Consider the following 26,899-nt stretch of genomic DNA (forward strand, 5'->3'; position numbering starts at 1 on the left):
ACCCACCACCACAACCACCACCACCATCATCTTCCTCATAACCCACCCAACGACACACAACCCAAACAGTTCGCCCACCAACCACCACCACACCCCACCCCCACCCAAACAGACCCCCCCACACCACACCCTCCCCCCGGCACCACTAGCGCATCGGCATGCGGAGCCACGCCTACCCGGTAGTGGTCACTGTCCGGTGGGTCGCAGTGGTGCAGCTCCCGTCAGCCGGCACCGACCAGCCCCTCTCCCTGTGTCTCCTGCGCAGAGACCAGCCCAGCGGCGTCCGAGCGCCTTGCCCGGTGGCGGCCCGGGGCGATTCCGTACTTCCGCTTGAACGCCCTGTCGAAGGCGAACTCCGAGGCATAACCGGTCCGCTGGGCGACCACCCGCAGCGGCTGGTCGCCCTCGCGCAGCAGCTGGCCGGCCAGGGTCAGCCGCCACCAGGTCAGATGGCCGGGCGGTGGCTCGCCGACGAAGGCGGTGAACCGTTTCGCGAACGCCGCCCTGGACAGGCCTGCCATCACACCCAGCTCCTCCACCGTCCATGGACGGGCCGGCTCGTGGTGGATCGCGCTCAGCGCCCGCCCGATGGCGGGGTCGTGCAACGCCGCCGCTCAGCCGGCCGTGGGCTGGGCGTGTTCGGCGTACCAGGCCCGCAGGATGTACAGCAGCGCGGTGTCGAGCAGTCCAGTGGTGGCGCGGCCGCGTCGGACCGGGCCTCCTGCGTCTCGATGCGCAGCAGCTCCAGCACCCCGCCCAACGGCCGGCCCTGGCTGGGCAGCCGGACCAGGCCCGGAAGGAGAGGTCAGCAGCGGGTGCGGGCGGGACCGGTGCAGCTGATAGGCGCCGCACAGCATCAGCGTCCCCGGCGTCGGGTCGTCGGTGGTGACCGGTCCGACGGCCAGGACCCGTCCGTGTTCGGGACCACGACGGTCCGTGAGTCGGCAGGATCCTGCTCACACGTCGGGCAGGGAGCCGGGGGTGCGACCGAACGCGCGGCGGAAGACGTTGATGAAGGTGCTGGCGGATGACCAACCGCATCGGTGGGCGACGGCGGTGACGGGAGTGTGGTCGGCCAGGAGGATCAGTGCGTGGTGGAGCCTGATCTGGGTGCGCCATCGGGGGTAGGTGAGGCCGAGTTCGTCGTGGAGGTGGCGGGAGAGCGTGCGGGCGCTGGCGCCGATCTGTCGGCCGAGTTCGTCGAGGGAACGGTTGTCCGCCGGGTCGGAGCACAGGATGTCGTGCAGTTGCCGCAGCAGGGGGCCGGTGGGTGTCGGCAGGTGCAGGGGCTGCTCGGGGGAGATTGTGAGCCGGTCGAGCATGACGGCGCGTAGACGCAGGCGGGGCGGACTGTCGTCCTCGGGGGCGCGGGTGTAGGCGATGATGAGTTCGCGCAGGAGGGGACTGACCGCGAGGACGGCCGGCTTGTCGAAGCCGAGGGGGTTTTCCGTGGCGGGCAGGCCGACGAGGTGGAGATCGAGTTCGCCGTGGGCCTGGTGGCGGTGGACAGTTCCGGCGGGGATCCAGAGCGCGCGGGTGGCTGGAGCGACCCAGGAGCCGGCGTCGGTGGTCACGGCGACGGTGCCCTGGCCGGCGTAGACGATCTGGTGGTCGTCATGGCGGTGAGCATCGATCTCGCCGCCGGACGACAGACGCTGGGTCCGGGTGGGTGCGACGGGAGTGTGGCGGATCTTCTGCATCACTTGGCAATCTATCGAAAGCGCGACAGTGACCGTCTCTCCCAGCATGGACGGGTGCGAAGGAACACATCAATCTCTCTGCTGGCCGTGGGCCATGCGTGCGTCGACGTCTACCAGGGCGCCGTCGCGGCGCTGGTCCCGTTCTTCGTGGCCGAACGGGACTACAGCTATGCCGTGGCCTCCGGCATCGTCCTGGCCGCGTCCCTCCTGTCCTCGGTGGCCCAGCCGGTGTTCGGCGCACTCACCGACCGGTGGGCGATGCCGTGGCTGCTGCCCGTCAGCACCCTGCTGGGCGGTGCGGGCATCGCCCTGAGCGGCCTGAGCGCGTCCTACGGACTCACCCTGGTCTTCGTCGCGATCTCCGGGATCGGTGTCGCGGCCTATCACCCGGAATCCGCCCGCGCGGCCCGGCTGGCCAGCCGGGGCAGCCACAGCGCGATGAGCTGGTTCTCCCTGGGCGGCAACATCGGCTTCGCACTTGCTCCCATCATGGTGTCGGTCGTGGTCGGGCACGGCTCCCTGCGCGCGACACCGGTCCTGGTCCTGCCCGCACTCGCCGGAGTCGCCGTGTGCGTACCAGTGCTCCGGATACTCGGCCGGCGCCAGGCCAGCACCTCCACGATGTCGGCGGGCGCAGGCGCCGACGACGTGGCGTCGTTCGTGAGGCTGTCCTTTGCGGTGGTCTTCCGTTCCATCGCCTTCACCGGCCTGAGCACCTTCATCTCGCTCTACGCCCAGCAGCGCGCGCACGGCAGTGCCACCGCAGGGACCATCGCCCTGTTCCTGCTGTTCCTGGGCGGCGCCGTCGGCTCGGTCCTGGGCGGCGCCCTGGCCAACCGCTACGGCCGCGTCCGCGTCGCCCGCTGGTCCTACCTGCTCTCGATCGCCGCCGTCACCGGAGTGATCTACACGCCCGGACCGGCCATGTCACTTTTCGTGGCCCTCACCGCTGCCGGCCTGTACGTCCCCTTCTCCCTCCAAGTCACCCTCGGACAGGACTATCTGCCCTCCCGTATCGGCACCGCCAGCGGCGTCACCCTCGGCCTCACCGTCAGCGTCGGCGGCCTGACCAGTCCCCTGCTCGGACGCCTGGCCGACTCCACCTCACTGCGGACAGCCCTGACACCCCTGATCACCATGCCCGCCCTGAGCTGGCTGCTCCTGCGCGCCCTGCCCGAACCCGCCGTCCTCAAGCCCCAACCCACCGCACCGGCACCACAAGACGCATAACGCCGCACCCACGAACAGCCACACGGAACTCCTGACGCGGAAGATCCCCCGAACCACAGACCAGGGCTACCCGCGTGGAACAGCGGATGAGGTCAGGGGGGCGTGAGGGTGTCGACTTCTGCGGCGAGGTCGGCGTGGGCGGTGGTCAGATGGGGGCGGGTGGCGTAGAGGGGGCCGATGAGCTCGGCGGGGTCGTCCTGGGCGAGGGCTGCGTGAAGCCGGCTCAGCGGGTGGTGGGCCGCGGCGGGCAGGTCGGTGAGGGCGGTGATCTGGCCGGCGATGCGGCGCAGGTCGGCTGCGTTGCGGCGGGCCCAGGTGGCGGTGGTGCGTTCGGCGGCGCGGCGTTCACGGGTGGCCTGGACGCGCTGCTCGCCGGTGGTCCCGGCCGGACCGGGGCGGCCGCGCAGGTAGCGGCGTTCGGCGGCCTGGCGGCTGGCGACGCCGAGGGGGTGGGCGAGGTCGGCCCAGCTGGCGCCCGCGTGGCGGGCGGTTTCGATCAGGCCGGATTCCCATCCGGCCAGCTGCTCGCGTACCTGCCGCAGCAGCAGGAGCGAGGCCAGGGCCTGCTGCGGGCCGACGTCGTGGGTCTCAGCAGTACCGGAGGCCTCGTGCCGGGCCGCGTGCAGGGCGTCATCTATGGCTTTAAGGGCCGCCGCGGCGGCGAGGAACGAGGCCGGGCCTTGCGTGTCGGCGCTGGACGACGCCGGCTGGTCGGCTGCGGTCATGGGCACCTCCCTCTCCTTGTCATCGGATGGACGACATCCCGCTTGTCATCCATTGGATGACATGTTACAACGGTTCCAGTGAAGCGCATTGGCAGCAACTGCCCAAACCTGCTGGAGGTGTTTTCACGATGTTGATGCGCACTGACCCCTTCCGTGAGCTGGACCGGCTGGCACAGCAGCTGATGGGACCGGGCACCTGGTCAAGGCCGTCTGCGATGCCGATGGACGCCTACCGCGAGGGCGACGAGTACGTGGTGGCCTTCGACCTCCCGGGCGTCAGCGCGGACGCGATCGACATCGACGTCGAGCGGAACATGCTGACGGTCAAGGCCGAGCGCCGGCCGGTGGCGAAGGCCGACGACGTGCAGATGGAGCTGTCCGAGCGGCCGCTGGGCGTCTTCTCCCGCCAGATCGCACTCGCCGACACCCTCGACACCGAGCACATCCAGGCCGACTACGACGCGGGCGTGCTCACCCTGCGCATCCCGATCGCCGAGCGCGCCAAGCCGCGCAAGATCTCCATCGGCGTCGGATCCGGCCGCAAGGAGATCTCCGGCTGAGCCGGACAGCCGAACGCCGACCAGCGGTGGAGGACGGGACCTGATCCCTCTCCCGTCCTCCGCGCCCCATGGACCGAGGAAGGGGCGCGGCCGACGTGAGTGCGCGACGGGAAGCGTTCCTCGACCAGGTGGAGGGCACGCGGCGAATACATCTCCTCGCAAGAGGCCGAGCGCGTGGACCGCGTGGTGCCCGCCCCGCCGGGCGCACACCTGGTCGGCGAGGTACGCACCCAGCGGCACCGCGTCCGCCGGAGGACTTCGCCTGACTCCGGGCTACGACCCCTCTTCGGCCACCCCCACCCCACCTTCCTCTTCGGCCACTCCCACCCCACCTGACCACCCACCCTCGGTGACCGCACACCGGCCACCACGACCCTGGTGACAGAAAGGCAATCACCGCAGTGAAGCCCGACCAGAGCGCACCCCTCCAGCAGCCCTGCACAAGGGCGTACGAGCAGATGCTGGAAAAGGTCCGCTACGACGGCGCCTACCCCACCCGAGAGAAGGCCGAGGAAGTCGTCCGCCTCGTCCTCGCGGGACTGGGACGCCAGCTGACCGGCGACGAACGCGTCGAACTGGCCCCCCGCCTCCCCCTCGAAGCCGCACGCATCCTCACCGCGCAGATCCCAGACACCCAGCCGCTGACCGGCCCGGCCTTCGTCAAGGACCTCGCCGCCCGCACCGGCGCCTCCCTGGCCACCACCCGCTGGGACACCGGAACCGTCTTCTCCGCCGTCGCGGCCTACGCCGGCCCCGACCTCATCACCCGCATCCTGCACAAACTCCCCTCCGGCTACTCGCTGCTGTTCGGCCGCGCCCAGCTCACCACCGCCGCGTAGCCGCCGACATGCGTGCTCGGACGCGACCGCCGCGACGCGGTCCGCCCTGCGCCTCGAGGCCCATTAGGTGATCACCGCCGCCCGCTCGACCGCCGGCACCGACGAGTCGGCACGCCCGGCATGAGCCACGCCAACGTCACCCCACCCTCCCCCGCCCCTCGTCCGTCGATCCGCATGCAGACCTCCACGCGGGCGTACCGCTTGGCCATCCAACGGGCGGCCCCGGCGCGCAGGCCGGAGGTTGTGCGGGTGCCGGACTTGCTTGCGCTGTCGTCGGCCAGGGCCTGTCCGCCACGAGGTCCCGTGGGCCTTGTCGGCGTGGACCGTGTCGTCCCGGTGGAGCAGGCCGGGGGGTGATCGGGAGGACCGACGGACGGTTGCGGGGGGTGGTGGTCTGCTGTGCTCGGTGGAGATCGAACACGTCGTGCTCGCGTGTTCCGCAGTGCCCTGCCGGTCGCAATGTGGAGTAGTGATTACTCCGAACCGTGCGGGGCCGGTGCATGTCCTCTTGAGGGAAGATCGCGTTTCCCGTACAAAGAGTAGTAGTCATGGCATTTCCCCCTGCGCCGGCGGCCGGCTCGCGGACCGCTGCGGCGAACGCGGACGCGGCCGGCACCGCGCGCGTGACGGCCTCCGGGCACCGGGACCGGCGGGCGCGGCGCGTCCCGACTGCCGTGCTCGGCGTCAGCCTGCTGGCGGGCCTGGCCGCATTCGGTTCCCAGCACGCCGCCTACGCGGCGCCGCAGCGTGCCGCGGCGTCCACGATGCCTGCGGTTCACAGCGCTCATGCGGTAGCCGCTTCGACGACGGCCAACCAGGTCCGGCTGCCCGCCCCCGGCCCCCACACGACCCTTATCGGGACCGGCAAGACGGGACGGTCACTCGGCGGCCTTCTTCGACGCCCACACCAGCGCGCAGAAGACGGTCAAGGACTACACGGCCAGGCTGAAGGCGGCGGGCTACTCCGTGTCCCAGGGCCGCCAGGACGGTGAGCCGATCAGCAACGTCTACAACGCCACGAAGCAGGGCGTGAAGCTGATCCTGGAGGCACGGCAGACCTTCACCGCCGACACCGTTCTCGTCGTCCAGGTGCAAGCCGGCCACCCGGTACTCCCCAAGGCCCCGTCGTCGGGCGGCTTCGAGAAGAGGGTGCCCACGAGCAGTCAGGTGGTCCTCATGGCCGCCGGAAAGAACGACGGCGACACCCCCCGGGCCTTCTTCAACCTGAACCCCATCAGCTCGTTCAACGACTGCATCGGCGCGTTCAAGCACGCCGGATACACCGTGAAGCAGGCCACCCAGGACGGCGAGCCGATCGCAAACGTCTACCGCGCCACCAAAGCGGCCAAGTCCTTCACCTTCGAACGGACCGTCCTCTACAGCCTCTTCGGAGACATGATCATCGCCACCCCGTAACGACAAACCGGTCACGCGGAATACGACCGGACACACCCCACCCGGCCCCGCGCGACACCAGCTTCGGCGCACCCGTCCTGCATGCGGGACGGGTGCGCCGGCGTACCGCGTACGCTCGCAGCCCAGGTCCCCGAGCGTCACCGCCTTCGCAGCAATGCCGGCTCCGGCCCCTGGCAGGCGAGAGCGGACCCCACCTACGCCAAGGGCTGTCGCCCGGGGGTGAGGCAACAGTGCACCGGCCGTGTCCGATGGCCGCTCTCCGGGACGTGGAACCGCCCCCAGCAGCCGAATTACCGCGCAACCGCCGGGCGGAAGGCGCTGCACTCGCCCGTGCGCTCGCAACCGGGGCACCGCTGTGTCCCTGGCCCGCATGACAGGTGAAGCCTCGGATGAGCCACCTATACTGGCCCGCAGCAGCACAGGGGGAAGGGGACTGCGGGTGGACTGGTTCTGGTGGGTGCTCATCGTCTTCTGGACGGGCGGCTTCGCCTGGGCAGCCGACAACGTCCGCACCGCACTGCGCAATCGGCATGAGCGCAAGTTGCAGCTGCTGGAGGCAGCGAGGCAGGAACGTTTGGCCGTAGAAGCGGCGAAGAGGTCCCCTGAGCCAGTGTGTGGATGCACGCACCATCTCGCCAAGCACGACAAGCAAGGCCGGTGTCACGAACGCGTCGAGGTACCGACGGCCTGGGACGAGAAGAAGCAGCCACTGCGTTACGAAGCCGGCCAGTGCAACTGCCAGCAGTATGTGGGGCCGCAGCCTCTTTCGCAGGTGTTCGCCGAGGAACTGACCGACCGCGCCTGATCAGGACGGAAAAGCAGTACGGCCAGTCCCTTCTCCGCGTGCTGATGTAGGTCGTCCCAGGCCCTCAGACCTGGAGTGGTACCGGATGCACTTCGTCCGCGCGGTGCCCGGCGCGCTCGTGGACGCGTTGGACGGCCTCGGCGGAGGGTGCCTCGGAGAGGCAGTAGACGAGACCGGACTCGGGGTCCGCCCAGGCATGCTCGAAGTGCACGGACTCCTCCTCCTCGACGGCGAGGTCGGCCTGGTGCGCTTCCAGCAGTTGATCCGCTGTGATGCCGTGCATGTCGCGGTGTACGTCCATGAACTTAGCCATGGGCCCACACCTCCTTTTCACTACCACCGGTGCTTTCCACCTGCTCACCTCCATGCTGCGCCCGGCGGGCGGGCGGGGCATCCGGTACGGCACGCGCGTGCCGGTCAGCCGCCCTGGCAGTGCTGACCAGGCCCGCAGCCGCCATCCGAGTCGCAGCCGCACGCACCGCGTGTTCTCCACGAAGGCCGACGCCTCCGAGGGCGGCGGACTGTACCGCTCGGCGATCATCGCCCGGCTCACCGCAGTCGCCCGCCGTATCCCGGACCGCATCACGCCGCTCGGTGACGAGCGTGATACCGAGCGGCACCTCGGCGCCGCGGACGAGCTGGTGGCCCACGGTCTGGCCGACGACGTCCGGAATGGACGGCGCACTTCGCCGCTGCCGAGCACGCCGGTGCCCGCGCGGTTACCGCCCGCGACCACGCCAGGTTCGGCCGGCAGCGCAAGCCCGCGAGCGTCCACTTCATCTACGCCCTTGCCCTGCGCGAGCCGGGGTTCGAGCGGGTGCGCGTCATGGACCAGGTCGGACTGGCCGCCGCGCTGTTCACCGAGGGAGACCCGTTAGGTGCACCGACCTGCTGCGCCGCTGTGCGGAGGAGGCGCCTTCGCTCCCGGTGACGCTCGATGGGCTCCGTCAAAGGCATCGCGTGGCAGCTCAGGCGAGGGTCATGTTCGTCTCCCAAGTCCGGCGCAACCTCAACGGGGATCAGTCGCGATACCCCGAAGATCCCCGTGCGCCGCCCGCGGATCCGCCAGGAGATCGGCACGACATCCAAGAAGCCCTCCTCACTGTGGGGCGCAGCATCACCTGCTGGCGTGGGCTCATGAACCACCATGCGTGAGGCCAAGCGACAGCGGCTGTCTAATGCGAGACCTGCCGCTCGTCGGCCTTGAGGCCGCGGAGTGTCCAAAGTCCGTACAGAGCCAACAACGGTTTGACGACCATCCACTCGCCAGGGCGGTAGTCCTCCGCGCGCACCAGCCTCTCTGCAAGATCGGGGCGCTGCCGCCGCAAGTACGCACGGGCCTTGAGCGCATGAGCTGGCTGGGAGGCGATCTTGATGCGATCCACGTCCTCAAGCAGTGGGATCACGTCCGTGATGTTCTCCCAGGTCGTCGTGCTTTGTTCTTCGAGGAGCACCGTGCCGTCGAACTCAAGCACCGACTTCGCGTAGTCAGCCATCAACTGAGCCTCCGTGGCGCCGCCGCTGATCGCACCGCCGCTGACGCTCACTAGCATCACGCTTCATGATCGCAGTGGTCGTCACCATCGGGCTGGCCTTCGCCGGCTACGTCGTCACCTACCTCAACGGATTGCGCCTGTCGCAGCGCCATGAACGCCTAGCTCGCGTAAATCGCCAGCTCAGCGACTTCTATGGCCCCCTGTTCGCCCTCACCGAAGCCAACAGCCGCATCTTCGGTGCGTTCATGGAGCGCAATGCTCGCCCTGACGGTAAATCACCCTTCGCTCAAGAGACGCCACCCACCGAAGAGGAGCTCGCCGAGTGGCGGCTGTGGGTCATGACCGTCTTCCTCCCGAACATCCAGGCCATGCGCAACCTCGTCATCAAGCACGCCGACCTTTTGAGCGAACCAGAGATGCCGCCACTCCTGCTTCAGCTGTGCGCACACGTATCGGGCTACGAGATCACAGCCGCCCGATGGGGACAGGGCAGCGACGACCAGCACCTCTCAGTCGTACCGTTCCCCAGCGAGGAGATTGCCGCGTACGCACGCAAGGGGTTCGCCCAGCTGAAGAGGGAACAGGCCCGCCTGCTGGGGCAACGGCGCGACATCTAACGCAAGGAGATGACCTCCAAAGGTCATCTCCTTTGACTGAGGCCGTCAGCTGTGATGGGGACCATTCAGTGCGGCTGATCAGGGGGATCCGGGTAGCAGTGGGCGCATGAAGGTGCGGTCGTAACGCAGCACGCAACCACTTTCATCCCTGATGCGGTCCGCATCGATGAACTCGGGGTCCTTGCCGAACAGCGCTCGATACTCCTCGTACGCGGCGAGGCTGGGGAAGCTGAACAAAGCGATCGCCTTGTCGCTGGCGCCCTCTGCAGGCAGGAAGTAGCCGTGGTGTGTGCCACCATGCCGGTCGACCAGCTCCATCCAGCGGCGCCCAAAGCTCTCGAACGACTCGATCTTCGCCGGATCGATCACGTACTCCACCACGCAAGTAATCACTCTCCGAGGCTAACGCCGTCCCGCTCCGTCCGCTGCGCACCGTCGTCTGACGGCCCGTCCGGGTGGCCTCCAGTCCCTGAGGCTTGTCGCGGGCCAGGCAGGCCAGAAAGAGGCGTAGCGGTCCTCCTGTCTGCGGTCCTCCGGTGACGGGTTGTCACCGGAGGACCGAGCGTGCAGGGGTCAGCGTCTACGGGTCCAGCCGGCACCGATTCCGGCCACATGCAGGGCCAGCGCCGTCAGCCCCAGCAGCATGACGTTCGTCGAAGAAAACGCATCGTTGGTACTGATATCAGCCGCGTTGATCAAGAACGAAACGAAGAACAGTACTGCCGCGACTATGCCGAGCATGACGAGCTCCTCTCAGAAGGGGGTGAGGCCCGTATGCCCGGCTATCGCGCTCGCAGACGCGAGATGCCGCCCGGATCATGCCCGGCGGGAAGGCGGGGCGGCCAGTACGCCCGACGTCGACGTCCTGCAGGCACCCGCGCGCCCTGCCGGCGATTCTGCGCATGCCGCTGCGTGTCCGGGTGAGCAACCGGGAAGTGTCCGCAATCATGTCCATCGTCTCGCCGAACTGATCAAGGAGGCAGTGGCTGGACGGTTCCCACTCGCCGTCCGGCGCGTGCCGATCCGCCATCTCACGGCACCGAGTGAGGAACTCGGCGCTTATACATCAACCCCCAAGCCAGTGGCCACAGCTCGGTTAGCGAATGCGAGAAGGAGACTCCGGTCGATTGCGATCTACACGATGGCACGGCACCGAAGCTACGGACGAACTGCGCCTGTGCGGTGGCTGCCAGCGATCAACCTGCATGAGATGGAGCACGGAGCAGACATGGTTGCGATACGCCGAGCGGAGGTACGGCATGCCTGACACGCCAAGTTGCTCTGCTGTGACTGATCGTCACATTCAAGGAGATCCCGGCAAGACACGAGCATCAATGTCAACTCCTGTATCCATCGAGGCATACTTTCTTATCCATCGGTCCAGTTGAGGCGCAGGTTGTGCTGTGCGGCTCCCCCCTCCTTGCTGTGGCACGTTGTCGACGTCGGCACCCCCGTGGCGTGCAGCGCCGGTCGCCAGTAGTCGGCTGCACTTGCCGTGGTCGTAGCCGCGGTCCGCAAGGAGGGCATCCGGTCGGCGTCTGGGACGGCCGACGGCGCCGGCAACGGCCGGGACGCCGACGACAGCGAGCAGGTCCGGCATGAGCGAAGCGCGGCCTGGCGCCATGGGCGGTCCTCTGAGATCCGCAACGGCGCGATCCGGGCGGACGTGACGCTCCGCCCTGCCGCCGAGACACGACGCACGCCGCCAATCTCCCGCGCCGGCGCTCTGTGACCTACGCGGGGCATCGGGCGCCCCTCACCCACCTCGTCGGACGCACAGGCAGCCCGGCCAGCAGATCACCATGCACGAGGACCGCACCCGGGCCGGCACCGCAGTCGTCCTGGAGGTACCACCCCGCCACAGCCAAGTACGCGGGATGCCGTGACTGGCTCACAGCCTTCCCGCTGGTGGACGTGTCTCCGTACTCCACCCCCGTGCCGGGGGCGATGCGCAAGGCGCGTGTGACTGATCGTAGTTACATGCACAACGTTCGTTTCCATGGTTGCAACGCCGACGTAAGATGCGGCCGAAGGAAGCTCGATCGCTGCCCCATCAGGAGTTCATCGTTGGAGCCATTCAATCCACCCCTGTCCGCGGCTCCTCAGCGCCTGGACGCAGTCATCGACGAGCACGGGTTGAGCAGAGCGCAGCCAGGGGTACCGGTTCCTCCGCGAGACGGGGGACCTGACCGATGAGCGCCCGGGCAATGAGGTCTTTGCTCGCAAGTCTCGGCCGCGAGGCAGCCAAGTCAGTCCAACGACCGGCGGAGCCAAGGGTGGTCATGGCAGAGTTCTGTCGAGCCATGAGCGCCCGCAAAGGCCGTCCGATCCAGCTCGTGTTCCGAGCGTTCCCGCCCGATCTGCCGGTGTCCGGGATGCGTCTGGACTGCGGGGAGTACTCCATCATCGTAGTCGACGACACCACCGTTCCCGAGGCCCAACTGGTCATCCTCGGTCACGAACTGTGGCACGAGGAACAGGGGGACTGCAGTCACCACATCGGCGGGCTGCAGGCTTCGACCCGCACTCTGACATCCCTCCCCGGGCCGGATGCCATCCGGCAAGCCGCCCAGGAGATCCTTGCCGCCGAAGAGGTGCCGATGGCCGCGATCCTCACAGTGGCTGCTCGGGCCGAGTCCGGCGACACCCACGAGGTCGACGCGGAAACCTTCGGGCTGCTGTTCGGCCGAGAAGTCCGCACGTGGATGACCGGACGGTACGCCCAGGGTCCCGTGAACGCGGCCACCCTCGAGGGCCGAATAAACCTGTCCCTCCTGAACCGCGGCGGACGCATACTCGGATGAACCCTCACTTCCTCATTCCCTACGCCCTCCCCACGCTGCTACTGGCGTTAGCCCTGGCCCTGAAGGCCCCCACCCTCGTGCGGGCCTGGCGGGACCCCGACGTACGGGCCACGACGCTACTACTGGCCTTGGCCACTGCCGTTCTCGTCGTCATTACTCCGGTCAACATCGACCGGCTCAACAAGCTGACCGGCATCCCGAACATAGCCTCTCCCTGGGCGTACAGCTTCTTGACGGCATTCTGCGCCACAGAATTGACCATGATCATGAGGTGGCGAGAAGAGCCATCAGCGCGGCGGCGCCGACGGATGATCACCGTGTACTGGGTATACGCCGGAATCATCGCCGCCCTGTGGGTGACCTTCCTGCTGGCGGATGTACCGCGACCACGCATCTACGACCTCGACACCTATTATGCCAACACACCGTGGATGCGCGAACACACAATGCTGTACATCGTCGCGCACACGGTATCGTGCCTGGTCGCGGCATCCATGCTGTGGAAGTGGTTTCCCGAGGTCACTAACCGCTGGCTTAAGACCGGGGTTATATTCCTGCAGCTGGGCTACGCGTTGGGCCTCGTCTTCGATGCATTGAAGTTCATCGCGATCGGTGCCCGCTGGACCGGCGGGAACCTTGACTTTCTCAGCACCAACGCAGCACCGCCCTTCGCGCTCCTGGAAGCCACCTTCGTGGCTATCGGTTTCATCGCCCCGCAAGCCGGGCCATTCATACAGCAACGACATCGGGATCAGCGTGACTACCGGCGTCTGCGCTCCTTGTCGCGAGCGATCCGAGTAGTCCAGCCTGCCGGCCCTCTGGCCCGCCTCAATCTCTGGACCCCTCTAGACCTGCGGCTCTTGGCTCGGCGGCAGCGCATCCACGACTCCCTGCGCCTGCTCTCACCCTTCTACGACTACAGCCTCTACAACCGGGCCTACACGACCGCGGTGGCCTCGCACGGCGAGAGCGCGGCACGGGGCATAGCCGGTGCCGTGGCGATCCAAGCCGCGACCGCCGCCTACCAGGCCCAAACCCCGCGCAGCCCCGGCAGCGGACCTGCGTCCGCGATCGGCCCGGACATCACGAACCACATCGATGCCATCGCATCAGCCCTGCAGCACCCACGCACCACTGACAGCATCCGCCAGCGAGTGACCGGCACAGAAAGCACGAACGCACATGCCTGACAGAGCCCGCCCCACCGCCATCGTCATAGGCGCGAGCGCCGCAGGCCTCTTCGCCGCGGCCGCGCTAGCCGAGGTCGCCGAGGTCACCATCATTGAGCGCGATGTCCTCCCCGCCGGCCCCGAACCCCGCCGCGGTGTGCCCCAGTCCCGGCACGCGCACCTCGTGTGGAGTGGAGGCGTGAATGCGTTCAACGAGTTGCTGCCAGGCATCGTCAACGACATCGTGGGCAAGGGCGGCCGCCTGGTTCACATCATGGGTGACATGATCTCCCGCGCCCCGAATGAGATCTGGTTCCGGCGTTTCACATCAACCCATCACCGCAACCTCGTATGCTCCCGCGACCTGCTCGACTTCGTGCTCCGGGAACGAGTCCTCTCCCATCCACACGTTTCCGTCCGTCAGGAGACCACCGTTCTCGGCCTGAACGGCACGGCCGCCCGGGTCACCGGCGTGCGAGCCCGTACAGGTGACGAGGAATCAACCTTGAGCGCTGACCTAGTCATTGATGCCTCCGGCCGTGGATCTCGGGCCCCCCAGTGGCTCGAAGACCTCGGGCTCCCCCCGATCGCCCAGCGCAAGGTCAACGCGGGGGTGGCCTATGCCACCCGTGTCTACCGTGCACCCGGCACAGCCGCCGGCCTGGACTTCCCGCTGGTCAATGTCCAGGCCAACCCCGCGAAGGCACCTGGGCAGGGAGGCATCATCCTGCCCATAGAAGGGAATCGGTGGATCGTCACCCTTTCCGGCACACGTGGCGGAGAGCCCACCTCGGATCCGGAGGCGTTCGTAGACTTCGCTCTCGGTCTCGGGGACCCCATCATCGGTGAACTACTTCGCGGCGCTGAGCCACTCAGCGAAGTGGCCACCACCCGCAGCACTGCGAACCATCGCCGCTACTACGAGAAGTCGCAAGCCTGGCCCGATGGCTTTGCCCTGCTCGGCGATGCCATCGCTGGGTACAACCCGGTCTATGGACACGGTCTGACGGTCGCTGCACAAGGGGCTGTTGCCGTTCGCGACGTGCTGCGCACCAAGAGCATCGCGGCACGCGGTACCGCTCGGCGCCTCCAGTTGGCCGCTGGCCGCCCTGTGGCGGCCGCCTGGGATCTGGCTGTCGGCCAGGACGCGTTCTATCCGGGGGCCAGCAGCACCCCGCCGACCGCTGTGGAACGGTTCCTGGCTCGGTTCGTCGACCGAGCTGTGGCCAACGGCGCCGGCAACCCCCGTGCCCTCGGTGCCCTGCTGGACGTGATGAGCATGGAGAAGCCGGCCACGCGACTGTTTTCCCCGGACATGCTGATCCCCATGCTGTTCGGGCCCAGGAGGCCGCACTTGCAAGGACCACCCATCTCGGACCAGGAGCGAGCAGCAGCCAGTTCCTGAGCAAGCTTGTCCTTGAACGTCCGGACCCCGCACGATCGACGTGTGGGGCTTCACCACGTCCGGCTCCAGGACATCGGGCAATGCTCGAGACCTGTGGATCGGTTCCGGGAGGGATGCGGAGGGCGTACCTTCCCGAATGATCCTTTGATGGTCATCGAGTAGGCCCGCGTTGCAGCGCGGGTCGGGAAGGCACGCCCGTGCTCAGCGTAGTCACTGCCGACGGTTCCACCGTGTCCGGTGCCCTGATCGACGAGATCGTCCGCGAGGGCGCCCGCCGGATGATGGCCGCCGCGCTGGAGGCGGAAGTCAACCGATACATAGCCGAGTTGGCATCCGAGATCGATGAGCGCGGGCGTCGTAGGGTGGTCCGCAACGGCCACCACCGACCCCGGACGGTGGTCACCGCGGCCGGCCCGGTCGAGGTCACCGCGCCGCGGGTGAACGACCGGCGGGTCGACGATGCGACCGGCGAGCGGCAGCGGTTCTCCTCGAAGATCCTGCCGCCATGGTGCCGCAAGTCGCCGAAGGTCTCCGAGGTGCTCCCGCTGTTCTACCTGCACGGACTCTCCTACGGGGACTTCGTCCCGGCGCTGGAACAGTTCCTCGGCTCGGCGGCCGGGCTTTCGCCGGCCACGGACACCCGGCTGACGAAGCAGTGGAGCGACGACCACGCCGCTTCCTTCGGCGACGGCGCGATGGGCCTATGGCGGGCGCTCGCCGAAGTGTTCCCCGGTGCTAGGCATCAGAGGTGCTGGGTCCACAAAGCCCGAAGTGTTCCGAATAGCCTGCCGAAGTCCGCACAACCGGGCGCGACGAAGGCTATGCAGGAGATCTACAACGCCGAGGACCGCGCGCATGCGGAGAAGGCGATCGACGCGTTCGCGAAGACCTACGGCGCCAAGTGGCCCAAGGCGGTCGCGAAGATCACCGAGGACCGGGAGGAACTGCTCGCGTTCTAGGACTTTCCCGCCGAGCACTGGATCCACCTGCGGACCACGAACCCGATCGAGTCGACGTGCTCCACGGTCAAGCTCCGCACCAAGGTCACCCGCGGTGCTGGCAGTCCCGCCGCCGCGCTCGCGATGGTGTTCAAGCTGGCCGAGTCCGCGCAGGACCGCTGGCGCGCGATCACCGGAGCCCACCTCGTCGCCCTGGTCCGCTCCGCTGCCAAGTTCGCCTACGGCGTCTTGGTCGAACGCTCTGATAGCAGCACAGCTGCCTGACTGGTGAGGTCCTATGCTGCGGGGATGATCAAGCCCATTGAACTCGTCATATTCGACTGCGACGGCGTGCTGGTCGAGAGCGAGCGCATCGCCGCACGCGTGCAGGTCGCCCTGGGAGCCGAGTTGGGCTGGCCGCTGACCGAGGACGAGGTCGTGGACCGGTTCATCGGGCGCTCACACGCTGCCATCCGCGACCAGGTCACAGCTCAGCTCGGCGAGGACACAGCCGCGACCTGGTCGGAGAGGTTCGAGCAGCTTCACCGCGAGGCCGTGGACGCCGAGCTCTCCCCGGTCGAGGGTTTGCCAGAAGCCCTCGACGCACTCACCCTGCCGACCTGCGTCGCCTCCAGCGGCTCCCACGACAAGATGCGGCACACCCTCGGCCGCACCGGACTCTACGAACGTTTCGCGGGCCGCATCTTCAGCGCAACTGAGGTCTCTCACGGCAAGCCCGCCCCGGACCTGTTCCTGCACGCCGCCCGACAGATGGGCGTCGATCCCGCAGCCTGCGTGGTGATCGAGGACAGCCAGCCCGGAGTCCGCGCTGCCCGCGCCGCCGGCATGCGATCTTTCGGCTATGCCGGCGGGCTCACCCCGGCTGAACGACTTGAAGGCCCCAACACCACCGTCTTCTATGACATGCGCAAACTGCCGACACTCATCGCGGAGCGGTAGTCACCTGCACCGTCCCATCCACACGAATTGACAATTGCTCCAGGACATCGGACCTCACCGCTGTGCTGGATGAGCGACGGCCGCACCGATTATGGTCTCGCGCATCGCATTGAACACTCACCCGACTTCAGGAGACCTGCCGGTGAGATAACCGCTCCGCGCGCTCGACGAGCCCCTGAGGCACATCGACTCCCCACTCGGGGCCGGCAGGAGTCGTCGCGACATCTTCGACAGGCAGCGGCTGGAGCAGCTGTCGATCGCCAGTGGCGAGCCCGTCCACGCCGTCGAGCTGCTGCTGTCCGGTGATCAACTGCCGCAGGAGGACGTCGGTCACCGGATTGTCCGCCGCTTGGAGTTTCTCCGGGAGGCAAGGAGGCGTCCGGATGGAACCAAACATTCTCATGAAGACATTGCCGCCTCTTGCGGACAAACACCCGCCAGCCTAGCGAATCTGGTAAGAGGGGCGAAGAACATCCGGGAGCCGGGCCGAGGCAGCGGACCTCGGGCTACCACACAAGCCGGTATCGAGACCTACTTCTTCGGCGAGCCCAATGGCTGGCTGAGCCGCGACCCTGCAACCGCCCTCAACGACGCTCTGCAAACCGTCCTGGAAGAACTTCTGCAGGAACAGGGGGAAACGGCACCCAGCCCTCGGCGGGCTTTCGGTGGAATGCGGCAGCCCCACTCAGCACCGCCGCCGGTCCAGCGACGCTGTCTCCTCCGTTGGTGGCCGATGCCGGCAACTGCTCGTTCAGATCACCGGTGATGAGCAAGTGGCTCGAGCCTACGTGGGTCGACTGCTTCAGCCAGTGCGCTCGTGGTACACAGGCCCTCGAGTGGCCCCGCCTTCGGAGGGGTCGGCGTGGAGTGCGGCTAGGACCGCCTCCCGGGGACGTGCGAGTACCAGCTCGCGGTGGTGCCTCGCAGGAATGGCGGTGAGCCGCGCCAGGGCCTGCGCCGCGGTGGCGTCCACGTGGAACACCGCTCCGGTGTCCAGCACCACGTACCGCGGGATCCTGTGGTGGACGCGGTTGGCGTTGGCGAGGAACAGCGGAGCGTCCACCCGGTTGAACAGCACCCCCGTGTCCTCGGATTCGTCGGCCCCTCCCCCGTCGACCGCGCCCGCCCCGGCTCGAAGCACCACCTGATCGTCGACCGCCACGGAACGCCGCTCGCCGTCACCCTCACCGGCGGCAATCGGCACGAAGTCTCCCAGCTCCTGCCGCTGCTGGATGCCGTCCCGCAGATCCGGGTCCGTTCGGTGATCATCCCCCGGATGTGCGGACGTGACCGGCGAGTTCGTGCAGTTCAGGGCGCTGCGCGAGCACCGGCTTCAGCCTGGACCGCTCGTTCTCCGGCGGGGGTCGGGGTGGGCCATGATCCACCCGCGACGGTCCGCGGCTACGGGGGTCGGGCGGCCGCCCCTGGGCCGCCCGTGCCAGCGGTGCCACCGGTGCCACCGGTGCCACCGGTGCCATGATGATCGCCATCGGCGGTCTCTTGCCGGTGGAAGGCCGGGCCGGCTGAGGAGTCCGTTCCGCTCCACCTGACACAGCCCGAAGGAGAGCATGCACGTGGAAGACCGGACACAGCAGGAACAGGCGAGCCCCGCGGTGCGGAACCGCCTCCAGAAAAGCTCCGGCCTGGAGGGCCTCACGTCCCACGTCGGCGCGCGGATCAATCGAGTCGGGCCGGGCCGGGAACACAGCCTGCTCCCAGCTCGCCCCGAGGTGAAACGTCAGCACGGCCACATGCACGCCGGCGCCACGAACGCCATCGCGGACGACGCCTGCGGACACGCCACGTTCGCCGGGTTCGACGAGGAATCGGAGGTCCTGACCGCCGAGCACGAAATCGACCTTCTCGCGGCCGCCGCCGGCGACCACCCAGAGATGCTCGGCACCCTCCTCAGGCCCGGACGCACCCTGACCGTCCGTCCATCAAGGGTCTACGGCGGCCAGGCCGACGGCGCCCGCACAGTCGTCGCCAGCGGTCTGCAGACCCTGATCCGCAGCGACTGGAGCCCCGCATGAGCCTCGATCCCTCCGGTGCGGCCCTGCCGTCCTGGCTGACGTGGTGGCAGCGGCCCTTCCCCGACGCCAACACCCTTCTCCTGCCCGGGCGGCGACCAGCGCTGATCGACAGCGGCTTCGTCGGTCATGCCGACGAGACCGCCGACTGGGCCCGCGCCCACGCCGGCAACATCGACCTGGTCGTCAACACCCACTGGCATTCCGACCACGTCGGTGGCAACGCCCTTCTCCAGAGCCGGGGAGCTGCCATCGCCGCGGGAGCCCCGGAGGCCGAGGCCATCACTCGGCGGGACCCCGGCTGCTGCGTGGCCGAGTACCTCGACCAGCCCGTCGCCCCGTACACCGTGGACGTCTCGCTCGACGACGGTCAGGTCCTGCGGCTGGGCGAAGCCGACTGGATGGTCGTGCGCACCCCCGGCCACACTCCGGGTCATCTGGCGTTGTGGCAGGCGGATGAGCGCCTGCTGGTGGTCGGGGACGCGCTGTCGGACTACGACGTCGGCTGGGTCAACGTCGCCCTCGACGGTCCCGACGCGGCGGCCACCGCGCTCGCCTCCCTCGGACGGATGGCCGACCTCGAGCCGCGCGTGATCCTCCCGTCCCACGGTCCGATACCCGCCGACCCGGCAGCCGCGTTCGCCGCCGCGCTGCGCCGAGCCCAGCGGCTCGTCGACGACCCGGCCGGAGCCACCTGGTACGGCGCCCGTCGGATCTTCGCCTTCGCCCTGATGATCCGCGACGGGATCCCGGCCGACGAGGTCGAGCCGTACCTCCACGTCCGCGGCTGGCTGACCGACGCCGCCCGCCTCCTGGACACGACCCCCGAGGCCCTCGCCACGGAGCTGGTCACCACGATGCTCGCCAGCGGCGCCGTGATCATGCGTCACGGACGCCTCCACGCCGCCGCGGACCACTCCCCCGTGGCACCCGAGGCGTTGCGGGTGCCCTTTCCCCGAGCCTGGGAAGCGACGGAGCCGCGCTGACACATAGGCCGGCCCGTCGGGCGTGTCCGTCCGCCGTACGACAGTGTCGAGCGGAACGATCAGGCCGTCGGCGCCGCGCCGGGCGCGGTCGGCGAGCGTGCTGAAGCCGGCGACACGGGTGCGGCCCGGCGCTATTTCGTGGAGTCGCTGTGGCCGTCCGTGCCGACGAGGCAGTGCCCTGCCCAGATCCACCGGAGAATGAGAGGAGCCCATCGGGGCAACGCGGCGTACCGAGACCCTGGACCGACCGTCCTGAAAGGAACTACATGCCTGCTCTACTGTCGACTTACCGTGGAATGGTGTATCCCTGGCACTGCGACCACATGGGACATATGAACGTCATGTGGTACGTGGGGAAGTTCGACGAGGCCACCTGGAACCTGTTCGCCGACATCGGCCTGACGGCCAATCACCTGCGCTCCCACAAACGGGGGATGGTGGCCGTCGAGCAGAGGATCGCTTACCGGCGCGAACTGCTGTCCGGGGACACCGTCGTCATTCACTCCGGGATCAGGAAAGCATTTCGGAAAGGGTTGGAGTTCTTTCATGAGATGCAGAACGGGGCGACCGGTGAGGTAGCGGCGGTGACCCTGCTGACCGGCCTCTACATCGACACCGAGGCGCGCCGTTCCTGCCCGCTCCCCGACGAGATCCTCAAACAGGGTCAGGACGCCGTCACCGAATACGCCATCGACCTGTGACGGCGACCGGATCTCCCGGCGGGAAGGTCCGGCGCTTCCGAACCTTCGACCTACTCAAAATCCCGTTGCCCCGCAAGATCTAGCCCGGAACGAGCCCATCTCGAGCCGAATCGTGGCGATTCCGAGATGCGACGGAATGTAGTCGTCGTAGCGGCATCACTGCAGGCCGGAGGGGCAACGGGGGTGTACTGCTCCGGCCGCCCGCCATCCGTCGTCCGGCCGCCCGGGATGCCCGGCGTCCTCTCAGGCTGCCGAGTCCCTGCCTGCGTATGAGGCGGTGAGACGTCTCGCCCGAGTGGTGTCCCACAGTCCGGAATGCTGTGGGACACCGTCCACGTGTGCGCGTGCCCTTCTATCGCCCTCGTGGTTCGAGGTGGGTCACGGGCGCTGCTTGACCTTGTCGACGACGGCGTAGCGGGAGAGGTACGTGCGCTGGTCGTACTTCTTCTTGCCGTCGTCCGAGGCGTGCGTGTCGTGGAGACCGAGATAGGCGTAGGTCTTGGCGTCGAAGACGAAGGTCGTGTGACCCCAGGCGTCGCCCGGCTTGGAGATGCCGATGCCTTCCCTTCCCTGGGCGTCGGTCTCATTCTCGGTCGTCTTGACTCCCGGTACCTGAGCCAGGGCCTCGAATACGGCCGGGCGCAGTCCTTCGGGCATGACCGGGACGCGGTAGAGCAGGCCGGCGAGTCCGAAGTAGATGGCGTCCCATTCCTGCTTCTTGATGGGCCGGTTGTAGTCCGGCTTGGCGTAGTCCCAGTCCCGCACCGCGATCAGGAGCTTGTCAGGATCGGTCGGCAGCTTTTTCAGGGTGGCCCAGTCGCTCGGCGGCCAGACCGAGTCCTTGTGCTCGGCCGGAGGGTTCCACCAGCCGTGGCCCAGCTCCATCGTCCAGCCCTTCTTCGAGCCGTCGACCGACGTCCAGTTCTCATCGACGTATGTCTTGGCCGCACCACCGCCCTCGGGGGCTTCTTTGACGATTTCCTTCGTGTAGATGAACTGGTTGCCGCGAGGTTCGATGGTCCTCGCGCCGGTGCGGTCCTGCTGCGCGGCGCCGTTGAGCACGGTGGCGGCGCTGGCCGTCTGGGTTCCGCCGGTGGCTCCCAGTGCGACCGGTACGGCGACGGCGGCCGCCACGGCGGTGGCGATGGCGATGCGGATGAGGGGGCGGCGATGAGGCCTGGGCGCTGCGGGCGCCGACTGGGCGCTCTGCTCGATCTCCTGCATGAAGTAGTCCTCGAGAAGGCGTTGGCGGCCTGCGGGCAGGTCCCGGTCGGCCGGAACCGGCAGCAACCGGGTCATCTCCTCGCGCTCGGCCGCGCTGGGCCGAGACGGGCGGCGGACGTTCATCGGGTTTCCTCCTGATGGGGCCGGGCCGCATTTTCGCGGCCACCTCTTACCTGTCCGCAGCCTGACTGCACTTCCCGATCCGTCCGCGTCAGTTCAGCGCCGGTGAGCTTCTGCAGCTTCTTGCGGGCGCGGGAGAGGCGGGAGCAGACCGTGCCGACCGGTATCCCCAGCGCCTGTGCAGCGGCGGCGTAGTCCAGACCGGACCACACACACAGCGCGAACACCTCCCTTTCGGTTCGGCGTAGACGGCTCAGTGCTGCTCGCACCGCGGCCAGTCTGTCTGCGTCGTCGATCCGGCCGACCACCACTTCGGCGAAATCCGGCACTGCGTCCTCCTGCGGAAGCCTTGCCAGAGCGGCCGCGTGCCGCCGCGCCGCGCGGCGGGTATTGCGGACGACGTTCGTCGCGATGCCGAGCAGCCACGGTCGCAGCGAGCCGCCCTCCATATCCACGCTGGTACGCAGACGCCACGCTTCGAGGAACGTCAGCGCCACCACATCCTCCGCGGTAGACCAGTCGCCGGTCAGCCGGAACGCATGGTTGTACACCGAACCGGCATAGGTCTTGAAAAGGTCCCTGAACATGTCAGGGTCCCCGGCCCGTATCCGGGCACGCACACTCATCTCCACACCATGGGTCTGTCCGGCCGGCCCACGCGACTTCCCGGAACGTGTCCTACGTCACGCGCCGGCGAGAGCAACCCGGCTCTTCCACACCCTCGCCCCCGTCAGCGTTGCTGACCGGAGCGCCGCCGCTGGGGCCGCGGCGGTCGCCGCCCGGAGTGGCGGCCAGGAACCGGAGCGCCGTCGACGGGGGCCGCGTCGGGTGAGGAGAAGTCACCGGGGACACTCGCCCGGGCGGGAGCCGGAGCGACGGCAGGCTGCTCGGCGGGGGCGCGCGGCGCGGGGAAGCCGGTGTGCATCGCCCTGGACGCGGTCACGGGTCCGCAGGTCCAGCCGGGCTCGTCCGGCGGATCATGGGCCGAGGCAGGGCCGGACCGAGGGAAGGGCCGGCCAGTGCCCTAATCGTGTTGACCGCCCCCGGCAGGCAGTGCTGGAGTCGGCACGTGGACAGCATCCCCGCCAACCGGCGGCTCTGGAACCAGATCAGCAGCGCCTACCAGCACGAGCACGACCCGCGAATCGGCGCCACACCCCGGCTGTGGGGCATGTACTCCATCCCCGACGCGAAACTGCACGCCCTGGGCGACGTCACCGGCAAGCGCGTCCTCGAGCTGGGCTGCGGCGCCGGCCAGTGGTCCAGAGCACTCGCCGCCGAGGGCGCCACCGTGGTCGGGCTCGACCTGTCCGAAGCCCAACTCGCCGCAGCCGCCAGCGCGATGGGAGCGGCCCGCTACCCGCTGGTGCAAGGTGCCGCCGAACAACTCCCCTTCGCCGACGACAGCTTCGACCTGGTGTTCTGCGACTTCGGCGGGCTCAGCTGGGCGCCCCCGCACCTGGCCGTCCCGCAGGCCGCACGCGTCCTGGGCCGAGGCGGGCGCCTGGTGTTCAACGTCGCCAGCCCATGGTTCGAAGCCTGCTACGACGAAGCCGCCAGCCGCGTGACCACGACGCTGCAGCAGGACTACTTCGGGCTGAACACCATCGCCGAAAACGACGGCGCGACCAGCTATCAGCTCACCTACGGCGAGTGGGTCAGAGTCCTGCGCGGCGCGGGTCTCATCATCGACGACCTCATCGAGCCGCGGCCCGAGCTCGGAACACCCAACGGCTACAACGAAACCGACCCACCCGACTGGGCACACCGCTGGCCGGCGGAACTGCTCTGGGTAACCCACAAACCGTGAGTTCCGCCGCGCCGAGACGTGAAGGCATCCCTAGCCGGACATCGCCAGGGCCTGCCCGGCCGAGCACGGTCGGAGCCAGAGCCAGAGCCAGAGCCGGATCGAGGCGAGGGTGACGGTCCCGTGGAAGACGTAGGCGCGGCTGTCCAAGCGTGTGGCCACGCCCCGGGCTCCGCACCGCCGCAGCCGCATCTGCTCCGCTTCCCCTTGTTGGGCCCGGGATGCGGGTCACGATGGACCGGGCGAACGAACAAGACGTTCGCCGGAGCCGCATACGTGCTCGACCATGGCTCTCTCGGTGCCCGCTCGACCGGTTTCCGCCCTTCCTCACGTGCATCGGCTCAGATCGCCTACCAGCGACCTCCCGTCCTGCCGCTGGCGTCCTTACGGCCCAGTGTGGAGTTGCGCGGGTGTGCCGTGTTGAGGAACCAGGTGCGGGCGGAGGCCAGCCACCAGATGCCGCAGAAGGCGACGACGACACCGACCGCGAGGGGCGCGTAGTTGAAGGTGTGCGCGGTGACGGGAGAGGTCTGCGGCAGCATGAACAGCACGGTGATCACGAGCACCCAGACGACGGCGATCGTGCCGACGACGGAGGACCAGGAGCCGAGGTGCCAGGGTCCGCGCTCGAACCGGTCGCCCTGACGGAGCCGGAGGTAGGTCGGGATGACATAGGCGATGTACAGGCCGATGGTGGCGATCGAGGTGACGGCCGCGTATGCGGTGGTGTTCCACAGGTAGGGCAGGCCGAGGGCGAAGGCGCCGCCGGTGGCGAGCCAGACGGCGTTGGTGGGCGTGCGGGTGACGGGATTCAGCTGGTGCCACACCCCGGAGAACGGCAGGGCGCCGTCGCGGGAGAAGGCGTAGATCATGCGGGAGTTGGCGGTGACGGACGCCATGCCGCAGAAGAGCTGGGCGACGATGACGACCAGCAGCAGCCACTTGCCGGCCGCGGCGCCGAGGGCGTCCATGAGGATCTGGGCCGGGGGCACCCCGGTCCCGGAGGCGAGTGCCCCGGCGTAGGACTGAGTGGCGTAGGTGAAGCCGAACAGCAGGACGAAGCCGGCGGCGAGGGACACGAGGATCGCGCGGACGATTCCCTTGGGGCCGGCGGTGGAGGCGTCGATGGTCTCCTCGGTCATGTGGGCGGAGGCGTCGTAGCCGGTGAAGGTGTACTGCGCCATCAGCAGTCCGATCAGCACCACGTAGGTGCTGGAGGAGAAGCCGGTGTTGTTGACGAACCCGCCGAAGACGAAACCGGCCGATCGGTGGTGGTCGGGCACGAGCACCAGGGCGCCGCAGATGACGACGACTCCCAGGATGTGCCACCAGATCGAGATCTCGTTGAGGAAGGCGACGATGCGGACCCCGAAGGTGTTCAGCACACCGTGGAAGACGAGGATGATCCCGAACAGGGTGATGGTGTGGCCGGGTGTGGTGGTGAAGCCGAACTGCAGGTCCAGCAGGGCGTTGAGGAAGGTGGCGGCACCGAAGTCGACGCCCGCGGTCACCGCTATCTGCCCCAGGGTGTTGAACCAGCCGGTGAACCACGCCCAGGCCGCGGCCGATCTCGGCGGGGCCATGCGGTGTGCCCAGAAGTACAGGCCGGCGCTGGTCGGGTAGGAGGAACAGACCTCGGCCATCGAGAGTCCGACGAACAGGGTCATGAGGCCGACGAACAGCCAGCCCCACATGATCACGGCGGGGCCGCCGGTGTTCATGCCGTAGCCGTACAGGGTCATGCAGCCGGACAGGATCGAGATGATCGTGAAACTGACACCGAAGTTCGCCCGGCCGGACATCGAGCGGGCCAGCGTCTGCTGGTAGCCGAGTTGCTTCAGGCGTTCCTCGTCGGACATGCGGGAGACGTCAAGAGGCATGAGAGGGCCGTCCTTCGTAGATCAGAGAGATGGTGTCGGGTGCTCAGCGCCGCGGTGGGTTGTAGGCCCAGGCCCGGTGCCGCATGAACAGGTCTTCGGCCTGGCCGCAGTAGGACCACGGAACCGAAGTGGCATAGGGGCCGATAGCGTCGAAGACGTCCGCCGCCTCGCTGTGGCGGTTGGCGAACGACAGGGCGTGCGCGAGATAGTTGGCGTCGTCGGCGAAGCAGGCGTGGGGGCGGGGTGCGCGGTACCACCACCAACGCTCCAGAGCCTGGTCGACCTGCGGGCACTCGATCCAAGGGTGGATGCTCAGCCCGTAGGCCATCTGGTCCTTCTCCTGACGGGATCGGTGGGTCTCGGCGACCACGACCAGCGGGAGGACCGCGATCGGCAGTCCCTGCGGGGCCACGGACGCCTGCTCCTCCGCCCACCACATCGCCTCCCCCGCCTGGCCGTGGTACCGCTGGAACAGGTAGGTGACGGCTTCGTGGTGGGCCTCGCGGTTCCACGGATCACGCTGCTTGATCTCCGCCCACACCTGACGCAGGGTCGCCTGGTCAGGTGTGTGCGTCCGCAGCAACGCGAGCATCACCACCAGGGGTGCGACATCCTGTGGCCACACGTCCAGTGCGGCGCGACAGGTGGTCCACGCTTCCTCCATCAGCGACCAGCCGCTGTCCCGCCCGGCGATCATTGCCCGGATAGCCTGTACGTTCGCGAGGAGCGTCAGCGCGTGCGGCGAGCGCGGTTCCGCCTTCGCCCAGGTGTCGGCGAACCGCAGCCGCACCCCCGCTTCGGCGAGTACCTGGAGACGGAAGATCCGGCGGTCCCAGTCGGCGCCGGTGGTGACCAGCAGGTCCCGCAGACCTTCCCACAGCCCCATCGAGGCGTCTTCCAGGACCCGCCCCAGGGCGTCGTCATCTCTCGCCGGGCGCATGTCGAGGGGTGGCCGACCTCCGGTTCTAGGCATCCTGTCGGCTCCGGTGACCTTCTCCTATCGCCTTGCAGGAGGGGGCGTGGTCGCTGGGCGGTCCGGGTCTCGGCGCCGAGCGCAGCCGAGACGGCCCGCTGGTGAATGAGGCCTTACGCACCAGCCCGGCCTCCGGGGTGAAGCAGTCCACTCAAATGAGCAGAGCTGAACGCGCCGCCAGCTATGTCAGCGCCGGAATCAAGAGAGTAATGAGGCAAATCAACTCGACCTTGCGTCAATTTCAGAATGGGTCCCAAACCATTACACGAGCCGTCGCAGCGTGTCTTGAGTAGCAGCTACTCGCCGTAGAGCAGCCCTTGAGGATCTTCTGGTTCGCCTGGGCCGAGGGGCGGTCCCCTTGAGCGGGCCGGCGGAGGGTGACGGTGATGAGTGGCCAGGTCATGGGAGCTTCGGACTGATACGGCAGGCACGTGCAGCCAAGAGGCGTTGCGTCCGACTCGCACGACCCGGGCAGGATTTCGGGCGATCTATAACGACCCGGAACCGGATACCG

Annotated in this window: 27 protein-coding genes and 3 pseudogenes; 16 read left to right on the forward strand and 14 right to left on the reverse strand. The window is 68.2% G+C overall.

All coding sequences use genetic code 11. The features are described 5' to 3' along the window. Positions 1-221 precede the first annotated feature (221 nt). Together ACGFT2_RS05905 and ACGFT2_RS05910 are read right to left on the reverse strand one after the other, a co-directional pair. Entirely contained in the window at positions 222-605 is a 384-nt protein-coding gene (locus ACGFT2_RS05905) for a helix-turn-helix transcriptional regulator (RefSeq protein WP_393273914.1), read from the reverse strand. Between the two features lie 351 nt (positions 606-956). Continuing rightward, positions 957-1,700 (reverse strand): AraC family transcriptional regulator, encoded by a 744-nt coding sequence (locus tag ACGFT2_RS05910; protein WP_393273916.1) that lies wholly within the window; start codon positions 1,698-1,700, stop codon positions 957-959. Positions 1,701-1,754: 54 nt separating this feature from the next. Here ACGFT2_RS05910 and ACGFT2_RS05915 point away from each other — a divergent pair, with 54 nt between their 5' ends. Then, a complete protein-coding gene (locus tag ACGFT2_RS05915; RefSeq protein WP_393273918.1) occupies positions 1,755-2,930 on the forward strand; it encodes an MFS transporter in 1,176 nt (391 codons plus the stop codon). A gap of 92 nt (positions 2,931-3,022) precedes the next feature. Here the strand turns inward: ACGFT2_RS05915 and ACGFT2_RS05920 are convergent, their stop codons facing one another. Next, positions 3,023-3,655: a type III effector protein gene (locus ACGFT2_RS05920; protein WP_393273920.1), complete on the reverse strand. Its 633-nt coding sequence runs from the start codon at positions 3,653-3,655 to the stop codon at positions 3,023-3,025. Between the two features lie 128 nt (positions 3,656-3,783). Here ACGFT2_RS05920 and ACGFT2_RS05925 point away from each other — a divergent pair, with 128 nt between their 5' ends. From ACGFT2_RS05925 to ACGFT2_RS05940, 4 genes are all read left to right on the forward strand, one after another. Further along, the gene (locus ACGFT2_RS05925; RefSeq protein WP_393273922.1) at positions 3,784-4,215 is read left to right on the forward strand and encodes an Hsp20/alpha crystallin family protein; all 432 of its coding nucleotides are present in this window, start codon (positions 3,784-3,786) and stop codon (positions 4,213-4,215) included. A gap of 458 nt (positions 4,216-4,673) precedes the next feature. Continuing rightward, positions 4,674-5,054 (forward strand): DUF2267 domain-containing protein, encoded by a 381-nt coding sequence (locus ACGFT2_RS05930; protein ID WP_393274915.1) that lies wholly within the window; start codon positions 4,674-4,676, stop codon positions 5,052-5,054. Between the two features lie 966 nt (positions 5,055-6,020). After that, positions 6,021-6,470 (forward strand): hypothetical protein, encoded by a 450-nt coding sequence (locus tag ACGFT2_RS05935; protein ID WP_393273924.1) that lies wholly within the window; start codon positions 6,021-6,023, stop codon positions 6,468-6,470. 439 nt (positions 6,471-6,909) lie between these two features. Then, positions 6,910-7,275, forward strand: a complete 366-nt coding sequence (locus tag ACGFT2_RS05940; RefSeq protein WP_393273925.1) for a hypothetical protein — start codon at positions 6,910-6,912, stop codon at positions 7,273-7,275. A gap of 64 nt (positions 7,276-7,339) precedes the next feature. On the opposite strand, the gene ACGFT2_RS05945 is transcribed toward ACGFT2_RS05940, so the two are convergent. Together ACGFT2_RS05945 and ACGFT2_RS05950 are read right to left on the reverse strand one after the other, a co-directional pair. Continuing rightward, positions 7,340-7,588, reverse strand: coding sequence for an SCO4226 family nickel-binding protein (locus ACGFT2_RS05945; RefSeq protein WP_393273927.1), 249 nt, complete (start codon positions 7,586-7,588; stop codon positions 7,340-7,342). Positions 7,589-8,450: 862 nt separating this feature from the next. Continuing rightward, positions 8,451-8,822 (reverse strand): annotated as a pseudogene (locus tag ACGFT2_RS05950) (YdcF family protein); the annotation flags it as partial. Between the two features lie 14 nt (positions 8,823-8,836). Here ACGFT2_RS05950 and ACGFT2_RS05955 point away from each other — a divergent pair. Further along, a complete protein-coding gene (locus ACGFT2_RS05955) occupies positions 8,837-9,388 on the forward strand; it encodes a hypothetical protein (RefSeq protein ID WP_393273929.1) in 552 nt (183 codons plus the stop codon). A gap of 78 nt (positions 9,389-9,466) precedes the next feature. Here ACGFT2_RS05955 and ACGFT2_RS05960 read toward each other — a convergent pair whose 3' ends face one another. Together ACGFT2_RS05960 and ACGFT2_RS05965 are read right to left on the reverse strand one after the other, a co-directional pair. Beyond that, complete coding sequence (locus ACGFT2_RS05960) at positions 9,467-9,781, reverse strand: NIPSNAP family protein (protein ID WP_393273930.1); 315 nt, start codon at positions 9,779-9,781, stop codon at positions 9,467-9,469. Positions 9,782-9,961: 180 nt separating this feature from the next. Continuing rightward, the gene (locus ACGFT2_RS05965) at positions 9,962-10,129 is read right to left on the reverse strand and encodes a hypothetical protein (RefSeq protein ID WP_393273932.1); all 168 of its coding nucleotides are present in this window, start codon (positions 10,127-10,129) and stop codon (positions 9,962-9,964) included. 1,451 nt (positions 10,130-11,580) lie between these two features. Here ACGFT2_RS05965 and ACGFT2_RS05970 point away from each other — a divergent pair. From ACGFT2_RS05970 to ACGFT2_RS05990, 5 genes and pseudogenes are all read left to right on the forward strand, one after another. Continuing rightward, complete coding sequence (locus tag ACGFT2_RS05970) at positions 11,581-12,192, forward strand: toxin (protein ID WP_393273934.1); 612 nt, start codon at positions 11,581-11,583, stop codon at positions 12,190-12,192. Further along, positions 12,189-13,382 carry an MAB_1171c family putative transporter gene (locus ACGFT2_RS05975; RefSeq protein WP_393273936.1) on the forward strand — a complete coding sequence of 398 codons (1,194 nt, stop codon included), beginning with the start codon at positions 12,189-12,191 and terminating at the stop codon, positions 13,380-13,382. The genes ACGFT2_RS05970 and ACGFT2_RS05975 overlap by 4 nt, the downstream gene beginning before the upstream one ends. Then, entirely contained in the window at positions 13,375-14,766 is a 1,392-nt protein-coding gene (locus ACGFT2_RS05980) for an NAD(P)/FAD-dependent oxidoreductase (RefSeq protein ID WP_393273938.1), read from the forward strand. Before ACGFT2_RS05975 ends, ACGFT2_RS05980 begins: the two co-directional genes overlap by 8 nt. A 197-nt stretch (positions 14,767-14,963) precedes the next feature. Then, positions 14,964-15,989, forward strand: a pseudogene (locus tag ACGFT2_RS05985) (transposase). A 24-nt stretch (positions 15,990-16,013) separates the two neighbouring features. Continuing rightward, complete coding sequence (locus ACGFT2_RS05990; RefSeq protein WP_393273940.1) at positions 16,014-16,664, forward strand: HAD family hydrolase; 651 nt, start codon at positions 16,014-16,016, stop codon at positions 16,662-16,664. A 127-nt stretch (positions 16,665-16,791) separates the two neighbouring features. On the opposite strand, the gene ACGFT2_RS05995 is transcribed toward ACGFT2_RS05990, so the two are convergent. Together ACGFT2_RS05995 and ACGFT2_RS06000 are read right to left on the reverse strand one after the other, a co-directional pair. Then, positions 16,792-16,998, reverse strand: coding sequence for a hypothetical protein (locus ACGFT2_RS05995; protein ID WP_393273942.1), 207 nt, complete (start codon positions 16,996-16,998; stop codon positions 16,792-16,794). Positions 16,999-17,466: 468 nt separating this feature from the next. Further along, positions 17,467-17,826, reverse strand: coding sequence for a sodium-independent anion transporter (locus tag ACGFT2_RS06000; RefSeq protein ID WP_393273944.1), 360 nt, complete (start codon positions 17,824-17,826; stop codon positions 17,467-17,469). Here ACGFT2_RS06000 and ACGFT2_RS06005 point away from each other — a divergent pair. The 4 genes and pseudogenes from ACGFT2_RS06005 to ACGFT2_RS06020 all read left to right on the forward strand — a co-directional run. After that, positions 17,761-17,961, forward strand: a pseudogene (locus tag ACGFT2_RS06005) (transposase); the annotation flags it as partial. The gene ACGFT2_RS06000 and the pseudogene ACGFT2_RS06005 overlap by 66 nt on opposite strands. Before the next feature lie 271 nt (positions 17,962-18,232). Then, positions 18,233-18,697 carry a PaaI family thioesterase gene (locus tag ACGFT2_RS06010; protein WP_393273945.1) on the forward strand — a complete coding sequence of 155 codons (465 nt, stop codon included), beginning with the start codon at positions 18,233-18,235 and terminating at the stop codon, positions 18,695-18,697. Beyond that, on the forward strand, positions 18,694-19,680 hold the full coding sequence (locus ACGFT2_RS06015) for an MBL fold metallo-hydrolase (RefSeq protein WP_393273948.1): 987 nt from the start codon (positions 18,694-18,696) through the stop codon (positions 19,678-19,680). The genes ACGFT2_RS06010 and ACGFT2_RS06015 overlap by 4 nt, the downstream gene beginning before the upstream one ends. A 296-nt stretch (positions 19,681-19,976) precedes the next feature. Then, positions 19,977-20,381, forward strand: coding sequence for an acyl-CoA thioesterase (locus tag ACGFT2_RS06020; RefSeq protein ID WP_393274917.1), 405 nt, complete (start codon positions 19,977-19,979; stop codon positions 20,379-20,381). A 378-nt stretch (positions 20,382-20,759) separates the two neighbouring features. Here ACGFT2_RS06020 and ACGFT2_RS06025 read toward each other — a convergent pair whose 3' ends face one another. Together ACGFT2_RS06025 and ACGFT2_RS06030 are read right to left on the reverse strand one after the other, a co-directional pair. Then, a complete protein-coding gene (locus tag ACGFT2_RS06025) occupies positions 20,760-21,728 on the reverse strand; it encodes a CU044_5270 family protein (protein ID WP_393273950.1) in 969 nt (322 codons plus the stop codon). Next, positions 21,725-22,312: an RNA polymerase sigma factor gene (locus ACGFT2_RS06030; protein ID WP_393273952.1), complete on the reverse strand. Its 588-nt coding sequence runs from the start codon at positions 22,310-22,312 to the stop codon at positions 21,725-21,727. Before ACGFT2_RS06030 ends, ACGFT2_RS06025 begins: the two co-directional genes overlap by 4 nt. Positions 22,313-22,794: 482 nt before the next feature. On the opposite strand from ACGFT2_RS06030, the gene ACGFT2_RS06035 reads away from it, so the two are divergent. Continuing rightward, positions 22,795-23,535, forward strand: a complete 741-nt coding sequence (locus ACGFT2_RS06035; protein ID WP_393273955.1) for a class I SAM-dependent methyltransferase — start codon at positions 22,795-22,797, stop codon at positions 23,533-23,535. A 30-nt stretch (positions 23,536-23,565) separates the two neighbouring features. Here the strand turns inward: ACGFT2_RS06035 and ACGFT2_RS06040 are convergent, their stop codons facing one another. From ACGFT2_RS06040 to ACGFT2_RS06050, 3 genes are all read right to left on the reverse strand, one after another. After that, positions 23,566-23,694, reverse strand: coding sequence for a hypothetical protein (locus tag ACGFT2_RS06040; RefSeq protein ID WP_393274966.1), 129 nt, complete (start codon positions 23,692-23,694; stop codon positions 23,566-23,568). A gap of 188 nt (positions 23,695-23,882) precedes the next feature. After that, on the reverse strand, positions 23,883-25,412 hold the full coding sequence (locus tag ACGFT2_RS06045) for an amino acid permease (protein WP_393273957.1): 1,530 nt from the start codon (positions 25,410-25,412) through the stop codon (positions 23,883-23,885). 43 nt (positions 25,413-25,455) lie between these two features. Continuing rightward, positions 25,456-26,352 carry a hypothetical protein gene (locus tag ACGFT2_RS06050; protein ID WP_393273959.1) on the reverse strand — a complete coding sequence of 299 codons (897 nt, stop codon included), beginning with the start codon at positions 26,350-26,352 and terminating at the stop codon, positions 25,456-25,458. Positions 26,353-26,899 lie beyond the last annotated feature (547 nt).

It is taken from the genome of Streptomyces sp. NPDC048514 (assembly GCF_043199955.1).
In the GTDB taxonomy this organism is placed as follows: Bacteria; Actinomycetota; Actinomycetes; order Streptomycetales; family Streptomycetaceae; genus Streptomyces.